The organism is Sphingobacteruim zhuxiongii, from assembly GCF_009557615.1.
Taxonomy (GTDB): Bacteria; Bacteroidota; Bacteroidia; order Sphingobacteriales; family Sphingobacteriaceae; genus Sphingobacterium; species Sphingobacterium zhuxiongii.
Map to the genome: position 1 here is coordinate 2922066 of NZ_CP045652.1, position 13676 is coordinate 2935741.

Here is a 13676-nt window from a genome sequence, read left to right on the forward strand (position 1 = left end):
GATTTCACTAACAGCTGTGCGAACGACAAGAAGAATGCCTCTGGATCACAGAGGCATTCTTTTTTTGTTTATATAATCTATATTAAGCATGCTAATAACATGAAAGAAGCAGATTTCGAACAATAGTTTAAAACTTGCTAACACTAATTATCTTCACTTTCTCTTCAACATCTAAGTTTATGAATTGAGTCGGTGTAACGCCATAGAAGGCTTTAAAAGTTTTACTAAACCATTTAGGATCAGAGAATCCAACCGCATATGCAACTTCACTAATAGTAAGTTGCCCACTACCTAATAGCTTAGCGGCAGTCCGCAAACGAATTGCATTGATTAGCTCAATAATACTTAAGCCCGTTAATTGTTTCACCTTCCGATATAATACAGGTCGACTCATTCCAAAGTGTGTGGTCAGCTGCATAACATTAAGTTCCTCTTCAGCGAGATGTTCCTCAATAAACTGGACGAGCTGAGCAAGAAAGCTCATCTCCTCATGTTCTTGTTTGTTATCTGTTGGACTATCCTTCAGCAAGTATTCGCGAATGAAATGTTTTCGGAAACTGTGTTGTGTATAAAGTATATTCTGAATCTTTAGGGCTAAGATCTCGATATTAACGGGTTTCGTTAAATAATCATCTGAACCTGCATACATCCCGGATTTAATGTCCTCTGTTGAGGAAAGTGCCGTTAGTAGAATAACAGGTATATGCGAAGTTGCCGCATTTGCTTTCATCATTTTGGCTAAACTGACGCCGTCAATTTTGGGCATCATCACATCGGAAATCACGATATCAGGTAATTGCTCTGAGGTTAATTCCCAAGCTTCCTCGCCATCACGCGCAAGAATCACTTGATAGTTCTTTTGAAGTTGTTGATACAAAAACTGTAGAATCTCTTCATTATCATCCACCAATAAGACCAATTTCCTTTCCTTAGCATCTACTTGAGAAGGCATATTTTTTTCTGCTCCTTCGACAGGTGTATTGAACAGTAGAGGTATTGCACTCGATGTTTCGAAATTGCTTGACTTCTCATCAACCTTCTCCTGCGTGATTTCTTCCAAACGGAAATGATCATTGCCTATTGGTATTCGAATAATGAAAGTGGTAAATGATGGTTTCCCCTCTTTTTCATTTTGGCTTTTAACAAAGATATCTCCATGATGAAGCTCCATAATATCTTTTGCGAGAGAGAGTCCAATACCACTACTATATTTTTTACTCGATAAATTCTGGTCACCTTGATAAAAGAGTTCAAAAACAGTCTCCAATTCTTGTGCTGGAATACCGGGGCCATAGTCTGTAATACAGAGCTGTAGAAAGCCCTTATTATATTTTTGCGTTGCCTCGTGCTTCCTGATCTCGACTTTTATTTCCGCTTGCTCGGGACTAAATCTCAAAGCATTTGAAATAACATTGAAACATACTTTTTCGAATTGTATAGGATCAACCCAAACCGAAGGAAGGTGCTCGTCTCGTTCGATTTTTATGGCAATATGCTTATTTAGAAAGTCGGTTTTAAAGGATTCGAGTACATCGGTTATCGCAGCATACAGGTCGTTTGACGATACTTGTAGTTTTAATAAACCCAATTCATTTTTTCGAACATCAAGCAACTCATTAACCAACTGTAGTAACCGCTGCGCATTTTTCTTCATCAGCTGCAGGGTCTGTTTATGAGTTTCCTGCTCTGTATTATTGGTCAACAATTGCTGCAGTGGACTTAAAATTAACATCAATGGCGTCCGAAGTTCATGCGAGACTTTGGTAAAGAAGTTGGCCTTCATCTCGGCGACTTTTCGTTCATGACTAGTCGCTAGATTCATGAGTTCCAATTGATATTTCAATTCGCTCTTTGATTTGATAAAGCTTATAATCATATAAAATACAGCGATTCCAAATAACACGTAAATGGTTATCGCCCACCAAGTAAGCCAAAAGGGTGGTAAAATCGTTAACTCTAGTCTATTGACCTCTTCTGACCATATCGCATCATTACTAGCTCCTTTAATTAACAGCGTATATTTACCGGGTGAAAGGTTCGTATAGGTCGCTGTCGGAATAGATACATAATTCCACTCCTCTTCTAAACCTTCGAGTTTATAAGCATACTTATTCTTCTCGGGAGTGACATAATTTAAAGTCGCGAAATAAATGCTGAAAGTGTTTTTATTGTAAGGTAATTGCAAGTTCGGATTTACAACGAGTTGATGAGTCAAAATCCCTCCAGGCATGGGTTCAACCGGTTGGTTATGGATACGAAGATCTGTAAAAACGACCTTCGGTTGATAGGAACTGCTAGCAATTTGATTTGGCTGAAAGGAAGTAATACCATGGGTTCCACCGAATAGCATCTCCCCTTCTTGACTCTTATAGGCAGCACCTATTGAAAATTCATTGCCCAATAAACCATCTTTTGTATTGAAGGAAGTAAACACTTTTCGTTCAGGGCTAAAGGAACAAATACCATTATTCGTACTGATCCATAGCTTATTTGCATCCTCGAGGATCCCAACAATATTATTTCCCGGCAATCCATCTTTCTGGGTATATCGTTTAAACGTCTTTGTTTTGTAATCAAATTCATTCAACCCTTCTTTCGATGTTCCAATCCATAAACGACGTTTACTATCTTCGAAAATGCTCAGAATGATGGATCCGCTGATGGAATTTAGATCATCTGTCTTAGGGAAGAAGACATCGAAATGTTCATTCCCCGCCCATCTTACATTTAATCCATTCTCCGTACCCACCCAAATATTTTGTCGGGAGTCTATAAATACCTTGCGTACCATATCAGAAGACAAGGCATATGGAGCCTTCTTCCCAGGTATATATTGTTCAAAGTATCCCTTTGTACCCGCTTTCTTTAGATTTAACCCTCCGCCATAAGTACCAATCCAAAGATTGCCCCCTTTATCTTCATTAATGCTATAGACATTATTGCTAGATAAAGAACTTGGATCGCTTGGATCATTTTTGATATGATCGAAGCCTTGTCCATCTGATCTCAGCAGGTTAATTCCTCCAGTATAGGTTCCTATCCAAACGTTCGACTTACTGTCTATAAAAATGTTCTTTACATGATTGTTTGAAAGCGACGAGGCCTGATGTTGAATATGCTTAAAATGCTTCTGCACCTTCTTAGATTGGTCTAAATAATCTAATCCTCCTCCCTCAGTACCTACCCAAAAGCCCCCTTTCGAGTCTTGGGCAATACTACTAACGACATTATAGGATAGGCTTGCTATACGACCATCCTTACTATAATGCTGAAAAACAGGTAAGTGCCTATCAAAAACACAAACTCCTCCATAATAGGTACCTATCCAAATGGAACCTCTTCGATCTTGAAAAACTGGACGTATTGAATTATCGGATAGTGAATTGATATCTGTTTCTTTCTTCAGGTAATGAACAAAGCCTTTCCCCTCTTCATAATAATTTAGACCATTTATTGTTCCGATCCAATAGCCTCCTTGCTTGTCTTTGATAAGACTGCGAACATCGTTACTACTAATCGACGAGCCTGTCGGCAGACTGCTTTTGGTGGTCAAATAGCTGAAGGATTTTTTAGACTCATCAAAGACGTTTATCCCACCTTCCTTTGTTCCAATCCAAAACAGCCCAGGTTTCATTTCATAAACAAAGCGTACTTCTTCTTGATTTAACTGGTTTGCTTTCTCTTGAAAACTATATAGCAACTTATTCAAACCTGTTTTGCCTCCTGCAGAAAATACATAAAGGCCACCATTGGTACTTACCCATAATCGGCTTTTCGCATCCTGATAAACATGTTGAATATTACCGGCGTTGTTTGGAAAAGATTGATTACTGATATTCCTGCCATTAAATGCCAATTGTATATCAAAGGAATCGGCATTTCCTAGTATTCGAAATAAACCCTGATTGCTACTAATCCATATATTTCCTTGCTTATCCTCAGTTATTCCATAAATAAGCGGCTGGGTTGCTGACTTATCATTAATCGGAATTCGTTGAAAGTCATCGGTATCTCGATGATATAAGTTAAGCCCTAAAGCTGTTCCGACCCATAGCCTCTTTTTTGAGTCTTCGAAAAGCATAGTGATATAGCTATCTGTTAGGGAACTTGTGTCTGATAGTGCGGTTCGATAAATTCGAAACTTACTAGCGTCGTAACGGTTTAATCCATCTCGAGTGCCAATCCAAATGAAGTCTTGATGATCTTGCAGAATAGAAAAGATTGTGCTTTGCGATAAACCATCTTTCGTTGATAAATGAAAAAAACGAGCCTGCTGCGATTGTGCGTTAACAAAATGCATTGAAATTAGAAAACAAGAAAACAGCATGGCACACAGGATCCTTCTCATACTTGGCTTATTTGGCATCTACATAATAGACATTTTCGAGGAATTATTCAAATCAATGTAGTCCTTATAAACAAATAATACCAACCCAATAAATTGGGTTGGTAAATAGCTATTCGCTAAAGAACAGTTTAGTCGATGTTGATTGTCCTCTTAAAAGCTGTTGAAAATATATCTACACGGAATTGCTCCTGAACATTATCTTGCAAATTGATTGCTACTGTACGCCTGCCAGTTGCAGCCGAATTGTTCAATAATTTGATATAGATCTTTGCTTGATCTTTCTTCGCCTTAGGGAAAATCAATTCGTATTTCCCAGCGATAGGATTCAACTTATTCCCCGAAGCATCTACTACCTCGAAGTCTTTTCCAATCTCCGCCGGGCTATTGATGCCATCTACACTTACAATATAATTGGCAACGGCATCGTAGCTTCTTTCAAATTCTGAATAGAATTGAACGGGTAATTCCAATAACGCAGTTTGGGAACGCTTTACTGTTACGGCAGAGTTGTTATTTGGAACATAAACAATATAATAATGATGTTCATATTCTGGCAAACCGGCCATCACATCACGATCTTCTTTACAAGAAAACAGCGTAGTAATCGTCATCAAAAGCACTAAAACTCGAACGGTATTACTTCTTATTTTATCTAAATTCGTTTTCATATTATTTCCAGTTAGGGTTTTGAACAACTGCACCACCACTTAACGAAATCTCATTCAAGGGTACAGGATATAAATAATCTTTCGATGGGTCAAAACGACGCGTACTTTTATCTTCAACGATCAGAATTTGATCGGCATTTAGATTTAAGTTTTTGATATCCGCCCCTACCCAGTCTGTTGCATTGTATTTTGCACCAAGTAGAGTTTGCGTTAAAGCATGTTCTGCTAACTTCCAACGGATAATATCTGGATAACGGAAACCTTCGAAAGCCAACTCCACATTTCTTTCACGACGTATTTCTTCCAACATACTTAATTGATTTGTTGTAACGAAAGCGTTCGACAGTGAAACATTCATTCCTACACGCGCTCGTAATAAGTTAATTGACTTATTCAAATCATCGTCGGAAATTGATCCATTGAGCTCAAATTGCGCTTCCGCATAATTCAATAAAACTTCCGCATATCGAATTAATATTTTATCTGTTGTACCAGAACCAGACGTTTGCCAATCGGGGATATTAAATCCTTTCTTAGTTGCATATGCCGTACGAGATCCTAATGTCGTTGTAGGTGTCCATGTTCCTTTATAGGCCTGTTCTCCAGCACGAAATACAGTCAAGCCTAAGCGCGGATCCCTATTGTCTAAAACTTCATTATAGCTGGCTTCTGCACCTTCAGCCACATAGAAAGAAGATCTTTTAGCTTTCAATTCGTTGCGTTCATTATATGCTGGTAATCCATCCGCATAAAGATATTGACGGATAAAATTACGTGTCATAGCAACGCGACCATTTTCAAGATCTCGAGAATAGTTATGGGCCAGAATAACATTGGAAGCATCAACTCCATAGATCTTCACAAAGATATTTTCTGAATTGGACGGTCCCTCTCCCTCTTGATTAAAAAGCTTCGAGTAGTCCGCCAATAGCTGATGCCCTTGTTGCATTACATAGCTAGAACCGTCGACTGCTTGCTGTAAATGCGTCTGCGCATCAGATCCACCGTGATATTTAGCATATGTTCCTAGGAATAAACCGATTCGTCCTTTTAAAGCTTGTGCGGTGCTTTTGCTAACACGTCCATAATCGGCAGCAGGAATAGATTTCATTGTTGGTAACCAATCCTTCGCATAATCTAAATCCTCATAAAGCTGCTTTGCAATTTCCGCCTTAGGCGTTCTAGGCATATTCAACTCTGGTGAATTAAAGTCCAATGTTTTCGTTAGAAAAGGTACATCACCATAGCGCTGTATCAACTGAAAGTACGCATAAGCTCTGAAGAACTTGGCTTCTGCAAAATATCTATTCTTAATGTCTTCACTTAAGCTTGCCTTCTCTCCTTTGATTAAGATATTATTGGCCGTGAATATCATTTTATAGGGGTCTGACCAATTTGCGCTTGTACTAGGAATACTCCATGCGCCGTTACTAGTCAAGTTTACAGTTTGGTTGACATTATCGTCGCCACGATTATCCAATTCGAAACCATCTAGCTGTTGGTATAATCTATTGGCAGCAAATCTTAGGTCAGATTCTGTATTCCAGAATTCTTGATCTGAGAATGTCGTTTCTGGGAAGCGGTCTAAGCTACAGCTGGCCGTCATACTTAAGGCTGCCACTATAGCGATATTGGTGAATATAGTTTTTAATGCTTTCATATGACTAGGTATTAAAGGGTCATGTTAAGACCAAATGAAACGGTACGGAAAAAAGGGTAAGTTGTCGCCCCAACATTATTTGGAACTTCAGGGTCGAATACTTCCATCACCTTGGTGGATTCCCAAAGATCTTGTCCCGAGAAGAATACTCTCAACTTCCGGATTGCTTCTGATTTGATTGGCAGTGTATAGCCAAGCTGAACATTCTTTAAGCGTAAGTAAGCTCCATTTTGAATCCATTTATCGGACGGTCTATAATTATGCGAGCTTGTCTGATACATTCGAGGAAATGTTGCATTAGAATTCTCTGGAGACCAATGATCTAAATGGATCGTCCAAGGTAAGTCTGCGGTTCCAAGCATAGGCGATAAGGTTTCTGTTGCAATAACAAAAGAACGTTTAGCAACACCTTGAAACATCGCGCTGAAGTCGAATCCTTTGTACTGGAAGCCCATATTGAAGCCGTAGAAATAACGACCATTGGATGTTCCGTAATTAACAAGATCGCCAGGATTGTTTGGTGTACCCTCTCCTGCCGAAATAACGCCATCACCGTTCTCATCTAAATACTTCACGTCACCAGCCCCAGCATTGTTTGGAAAAAACGGTGTGTTGACCTGCTGCTTATACTGTTCGTATTCTTCTTTGGATTGGAAATAACCATCGGTTTTATATCCCCATACGGTGTTCATCGGATAACCTTCAAGAAGGTCTACAACACCTTCATTTACGATATTTCTACCATCAAAACGAACGAGTTCATTTTGATTATCAGATAAGTTAAATCCTACAGAATACCTAAATTGATTGATTTTATCTTTCCATTTTACATCAAACTCCCATCCCCAACTTTTCAGTTCACCAACGTTGAAGTACGGCACGTCAATCCCGATGATGGAAGGCAGATTCAACGCAGCCAACATATTTTTGTTACGCTTTACGTAGTAGTCGCCAGTAAAGGCAAGGCGATTTTTCAAGACAGCGAAGTCAAGTCCAATATTACTTTGCTGAACAACCTCCCAGGTCTTTTGTGGTGAAGCCAATTGCTTTTGAAACAAGTATTGTTCGCGAACATCGTTGAACACCAAATACGGGTTATCACTTGCGCTTTCGCGAAGTCCACTTGACAATAGCGGTATATAGTCGTACAGTCCTAAAGATGCACCATTACCCAATTGTCCCCAAGAAGCACGAACTTTTAATAAATCGAAAACCGTTTGATCTTTCATAAAGGCTTCCTGATCTAGTCTCCATGCTGCAGAAAATGAAGGAAACATTTCCCAACGATTCTCTGGTGCCAACCTCGAACTACCATCATATCTAAACGATGCTTCAAATAGATAGCGTTCTTTAAAGTTGTAGTTCAATCTTCCAAAGTATGAGCCAATTGCCCATGTTTGAATATCATCTCCATTTGTCTTCGTTGCTGGATTACCATAATTCAAACTATAGAAGTCATTGGTAATTAATGATTGCGCTCCAGCTACCAATTCGTCTTTGCGATATTCTTCAAATGATGTACCTCCTAGAATCGTGAAGTTATGATCTTCAGCAACTTTGAAATTATAGGATGCAACCGCTTGTAGATTATTTAGATATCCTCTATTCTTTGCGCGATCGGTTGAATTTGGATCATTTACTTTCGAACGAATCGTGTTTGTTGTTCTTCCATACCATACGATTGTACGACGATCACGTTGCATATTGTAATAGTCTTGATTTCGAGAAGCCGAAATATCGATATTTAAGCCGTCTACAATATTCTTAATCTTTAGGTTCGCACGACCAGTAAAAGATTCGTATAAGCGTCTGTAAAGGCCACCGTTTTGTTGAATATCAATCGGATTGATTTGCAAGTCTCCATTGAAAGGCTGCCCTGTGATATCTTCGGCTGGTGTATATAGACTCTGACGTGTTCTGCTTCGATACATACGGTTAATGATCTGCTGCGTACCGTAGGCATTTTGATTAATTTCAGATCCTACATAATTAGCTGCGATATCCAGCTGAACATACTTATTTACTTCTGCTGATAAGTTCGTCCGGATAGTGTAGCGCGAGTTATCATCTGGTCCATACCGTAATACGCCATTTCTGTTATAATATCCTCCGGAGACATTATATGTCACCTTCTCACCACCACCACTTAAAGAAAGATTGTGATTATGCATATCGCTATACTTGTTCATTCCCTCCTTTATCCAGTTATTGTTTCCAAAATACTCCCAACGATCTTGTGTAGGATTCGGTCTGTACCAGAAATTCGGGTTTTTTAACCATTCTAGCTGTTCTTCTGTGAATTCAGGGTTCCCCGTCGCATTAGATCTAGCCTCATCAATTAAAACCTGCTCGTCCCATGAGTTTAAGCGCTCTGGACGACGCGCAGCGATATTGATACCGTAATAGTTATTGTAGTTAATTGTCGGTTTTCCAGCTTTCCCTTTCTTGGTTGTCACTAAAACAACACCTCCCGCAGCTCTAGCACCATATATTGCAGATGCAGAAGCATCTTTTAATACCGATATAGATTCTACGTCGTCAGGATTGATTAAGTTTAAATCCATCTCTATCCCATCGACCAACACCAAGGCAGACATGCTATTGACTGAACTGAAGCCACGAACCCGAATACCACTTCCCTCATCCCCAGGATTTCCACTACTGCGCGTAATCGAGACGCCAGGTAGTACACCTTGCAAAGCGGAAGTTAAGTTTACATTAGGGCGGTCTACAAGTTCTTCACCAGCTACCTGGCTCACGGCACCACTTAGATTTACTTTCTTTTGGGTACCATAACCTACGACAACAACCTCGTCAAGATTTTCTTGGTTTTCGACTAGCGTTACTTGAAGATTAGATTGAGTTCCAATCGTAAGTTCTTGTGTTTGATAACCTAATAATCGGAATTGTAAAATAGCTCCATTGGCAACTTGCAATCGAAACTCCCCTGCTTCATTCGTTGAAGTACCTTGTTGGCTGTTTTTAATAGATACGCTGACATTGGCGGCAGGCGTTCCGTCTTGCAGACGTACGATGCCTTGAATAGTTCGCAGAGTTTGCGCATATGATAATTGAACAATAAAAATAAGTCCAATTATGATACAGCAGCTCCTACTGAGGTGGATGCATGATCTCATCATAACTGATAGGTTTTAATTTGGTAAAATAAGTTTCTCGAGTAGACTCGAGTAAGACAAATGTCTTAATTGGTTAAAATTGTATGGGGTAGAAATTGCTCTATTAGGGGTAGAAATTGCTTTTTACAGCATTCTTTTCAAACTATTTAAAGAATCCACAGCAAGGGATGTCGCATCGGTGAATTTCGACGAACTTCCAATTCACTATAGTTTAAAGGCAGTTTCATCCAAGCTGCCAATAAGTCTTCTCGTTGATAATCCTGCGCTCCGAAAAGCAAGAAAGAATGTGCAATAGGCCAATTGTCCCAATACATAACATCTTGGGGATATGACCACTTTGCTTTATCAACTATATACGGATACATGAAGTCAATCCCTTTTTCTAAGTTCTTCCCATCCGCGGTCAATCTTGCGATATTTGGACTATGCTTTTGAAGTATACGCGTTATTCCAGCAAAGATATCTAAGTTAAAAAGTGAATATCCGTAGGGTTTTGTTCGCGCCAATTCTAACGGAAAACTGCCATTGTCAGCCATTTGATTTGGAAGGATTACTTCTTGGAAGCGGTGTACACATGAATCGAGGATAGCCTGATTTTCTGTATAACGCGCAAATGCTGCTGCCTGTAATAACCAGCACGAGGCATGATTATTCTTTGTGGCTTTCTCCTCAAGACCATATGGATGTGTGTTCATCCATTGCAAATAAGACGCAAACCATTCGTTGATAGCCTGCTGCTCCGTTGCATTCAACTCTCCAGCAGTTTTCAAATGCTCCATCGAACGGGCAACTTCAATCAAGTGAATACCATCAATCAATCCAATACCCCGTCCGGATGCTACCCCTTTAATTGCTTGCGCATAGTTCATTGAAGGATTCATATGCGTGTTTTTATCCATGAACCATGCTTTTGCGTGTGCAATTGCTTGCTTTGCATAGCGATGGTCTTTTGTTAATAACCAACCAGAAACTAAGTCGCTAACGATATCTCCAAAGCCCATCAATAATTCCCGATGCGCTACAAAGTTTTCCGGGTTGCTCATTCCATCCTTACGGATATAGGGACCGTCTGGATTCGCAGGATTTGGCCACCAATAATCGCCTTCAGAATAAAAGTCATTCTTTGTCCCTAAACTACGTTCGCTTGTAATAGAGCTGATCGTCTTAATTGGCGCTTTTAGAGCTTTTTCCGCATCTTGTATAACCTGTGTTTTCAAGCGTTCAATAACTTGATCCTTCACGTTAACTGTATTCCCTTCAATGGGCAATACTGTCGATCCTATTTGATCCCCTTTAACGGATACGACTCCGTTTTTCCCCGTACGTACAAATCGAATTAAGGCACGTCCGTTATAAGCTTGTAAACGACTACTCCCGTCAGATGTTCCTTGATCAATAATTAAAAAGCCATCACCCGCAGAAGCAAACTCTAAATACTCTCGACTATCAAGAACAGGAATTCCCTTTGCATCTAGGAACTTCGCCTCAAGCAAAACAGTATCTCCTTTAGTCTCTATGGCTGCTAAGCTGATACTCGCAGACTTACCCCACTTCTCTGTTTGATAGTGTTGGGTTATCTGATCTTCAATCTGTAATTTCCCTTTTTTAGCAATCGCCTTAAAATTATTCTCACCTTTTTTAAACTTCACCATCCAGCGCAGTCCGGCTGCAGGGAAGTCTTGGGAATTGCGTTTTTTCTTTCCAAGGCTAATTCCATTGTGGAATAACTCAACCTCCTCGACATTAGAATATACTTTTACCATACGTTCCTGCCCTTCTTCTCCCCAACGCGTTGGCCAGCTATGTCCGTAAATACGTACCATTGGTTCTTCTGTCCAGTAGGATTGGAATACATAAAATGATTCCTTTTTATTTAGATTACGTTCAACTACGCCCTTTTGATTCATATAAGGCACTGGGTTTTCTGGACGTACTGGCGTTGTAAAATCTTTAAATGGCCAATATGCGGTACCAGTCAACCAAGGCATTGTTTCTTGTTCTTTTAGATGCCAATCGATCAAATTGACAATATAACTTTCGCTCCAATCACCATCTTTCGATACTCGTGCTGGACCACCAAATAAGGAAGCATCACCTGCACGCTCATCGGCGGAAGTACTACGCATCACTTCGGATAAACCTTCGTCTGGCGTTTCCGAATGGCGACGAGCATGACTATCTCCCCCCCACTCGACATGTAAAAAATGGTTTACACGATCGAATTCTGTCTTACTTGCAGTCTTATAATCGGTATAGACACCGCGGTACCAACCCGCCCAAATCGATGGAGAATAAACGTCAACAATATCCTTACAGAAATCACAACGACGAATTGCCGTCTTTCTTGAATCATCAAGCTTATGAGAAAGCTGATGTAATTCGCTCATAAATGCGCGTATCTTTTGTTGGTCAAATTCATTAAAATCGCCAGGCCAGTCGTTTTCATTCCCCAATCCCCAAATAATAATGGAAGGGTGATTATAATGTTGTTCAATCATGTTTGTCAACATGCGACGAGCTTGCTCTTTGTAAACCGGGCCTCCTAAGCCTCCTCTACACCAAGGAATCTCTTCCCATACTAATATTCCTAATTGGTCACATGCTTCTAATACGATTCTAGATTGCTGGTAATGCCCAAGACGGATAAAGTTAACCCCCATGTCTTTCATCAGGCGCATCTCATCCCAAATCTGCGCTTCAGTCATTGCTTGCCCAACGGCAGCATGATCCTCATGCCGGTGTGTTCCTCGTAATAATAAGCGCTCACCATTGAGTTTAAACGGGCCAGATGCTACAAACTCGAAAGATCGAAAACCAATCTGTTGCTTCAATACTGCCGTATCTTTGCCTGCAATTGCAGCAAGCTCAACACGATAAAGATTCGGTTGATCAGGACTCCATAACATAGGTTTAGCAACTTGGAAAGATGCCAAACTAAAATTACCATCTGCAGCAATAGAAATCGTTTGTTGCTTGATTAAAATTTGCTTCCCACGAGGATCATATATTTTCGTTTGCAGTGTGGCTTCCGTTAGCTTAGCCGGATTAAAGAGTCTGCCCTTTAAAGCTACCGTAGCCCCTTTTAAATTGGGCTGAAGAGCAATATCAGAAAATACATGTTGTACAGAAAGTTTTGGAGTATAAACTAAGTTAACGTAACGATAAAGTCCTCCAAATAGTGTAAAATCAGACAAATCCGAAGGAATCATTTCTAGATCTCTACTATTATCTGTTCTTATTAAAACGGGCACTTTTCCTTTAAATCGCTTAGCGTCAGGCGATGCTTTAAACTTAGCAACCGCATCAGTAATATCTGCATACCATTCGTCATAGCCACCGACATGCTCCTGGACCAATTGATCAAAGACATAAACTTTTGTTTTCTGTCCAGATCCCTCGAAATGTAATAGCATACGTCCGTCTGCATAAGGATTTTCTAAATAAAGTTGCGTACGATACCAAGCCGGACCCTGATAATAATTCTCATGAGGATTTACCGCATCGCTAGCATTATAAGTATGAGGGAGCTGCACTTTGGACCAAATAGGAACCGATTCTGGAGCTCCATTCGGAACGGGGCGAATCCCTTCCCAAATGCCACCAAGATCAGATCTTAAAAACTCCCAATCATTAATCAGTCGTTGGCTAGTCTGAGCCTGTAAACTCCCAATGAAGGATAGTCCAAGAAGTAGGAAAATCGTGTGATAAATTTTTCTCAGCATAATATAACGGTTCTAAATCAGTTGTCCGAAGATGCTAGGAAATTAACTATAAGGGGTGTTGATATTGATTAAAGAGGGGGATTATTTGTTCAATATTGCCTGAATGGCGAGAAATACAGATTTTATTTAAAAAAAGAGCCG

General features: G+C 39.9%; 5 protein-coding genes. All 5 read right to left on the minus strand.

Going from position 1 to position 13676, the window contains the following annotated elements; translation table 11 throughout:
- Positions 1-127: 127 nt before the first annotated feature.
- Positions 128-4348 (minus strand): hybrid sensor histidine kinase/response regulator transcription factor, encoded by a 4221-nt coding sequence (locus GFH32_RS12420; RefSeq protein ID WP_160366810.1) that lies wholly within the window; start codon positions 4346-4348, stop codon positions 128-130.
- 128 nt (positions 4349-4476) lie between these two features.
- Positions 4477-5016, minus strand: a complete 540-nt coding sequence (locus GFH32_RS12425; protein ID WP_202111199.1) for a hypothetical protein — start codon at positions 5014-5016, stop codon at positions 4477-4479.
- 1 nt (position 5017) lies between these two features.
- The gene (locus tag GFH32_RS12430) at positions 5018-6676 is read right to left on the minus strand and encodes a RagB/SusD family nutrient uptake outer membrane protein (protein ID WP_228384129.1); all 1659 of its coding nucleotides are present in this window, start codon (positions 6674-6676) and stop codon (positions 5018-5020) included.
- 11 nt (positions 6677-6687) lie between these two features.
- Positions 6688-9816 carry a SusC/RagA family TonB-linked outer membrane protein gene (locus GFH32_RS12435; protein ID WP_202111200.1) on the minus strand — a complete coding sequence of 1043 codons (3129 nt, stop codon included), beginning with the start codon at positions 9814-9816 and terminating at the stop codon, positions 6688-6690.
- Between the two features lie 143 nt (positions 9817-9959).
- Positions 9960-13535, minus strand: a complete 3576-nt coding sequence (locus GFH32_RS12440; RefSeq protein ID WP_153511907.1) for an alginate lyase family protein — start codon at positions 13533-13535, stop codon at positions 9960-9962.
- Positions 13536-13676 lie beyond the last annotated feature (141 nt).